The sequence below is a fragment of the Vibrio sp. 03_296 genome (assembly GCF_002265885.1).
The window spans coordinates 1-633 of the sequence record NZ_NPKW01000557.1 but is presented as its reverse complement, the minus strand read 5'-3'; the positions used below and the strand labels follow the sequence as shown (position 1 = coordinate 633).

The 633-nt window shown below is 43.1% G+C and carries 2 pseudogenes; both read left to right on the top strand.

Going from position 1 to position 633, the window contains the following annotated elements:
- Positions 1-176: pseudogene (locus tag CIK04_RS26150) on the top strand (adenylate kinase); the annotation flags it as partial.
- Between the two features lie 193 nt (positions 177-369).
- Positions 370-633, top strand: a pseudogene (locus CIK04_RS34040) (ferrochelatase); the annotation flags it as partial.

The window sequence follows — 633 nt, the reverse complement described above, 5'->3', positions numbered from 1 at the left end:
GACGACAAAGAAGAAACCGTGCGTCGCTTCGTTTAGGTGTTTATCACTCACAAACGGCACCACTTATCGAGTACTACGGTAAAGAAGCGGCAGAAGGCAACACGAAGTACCTAAAATTTGATGGTACTAAGCAAGTTGCAGAAGTGAGTGCTGATATCGAGAAGGCATTAGCATAATAGGCAATACCTATTTATTCAACCGAGTTTCAGAATTTTGTTATAGTAAAGCGTACCTTAAGGTCGCTTTTTTATTATAGTCATCAGCGGTTTAGTTTTGCCGTGATTCATAATGACTCAATGGACGTTGTAGAATTGATCGATGTCGCCACCTTTTCGTAAAACCACCTTCAGCCACTATCGTAGAGAAAGTATGAACAACACAAAAAAACGCGGAGTGCTTTTAGTCAATCTCGGAACTCCCGAAGAAGCAACGGCCCAGCCGTAAAACGATTTTAAGCCAGTTTTGTCACTGATCAGCGTGTAGTGGACATGACGCGTTGGCTTTGGTGCCCTATTTTACATGGCATCATTTTACCCATTCGTTCGTCTAAGGTTGCAGCTTTATCAAACCGTTTGGATGGAAGAAGGCTCACCGTTAATGGTGTACAGCAAGCGACAGCAAGTTGCGTTGCAA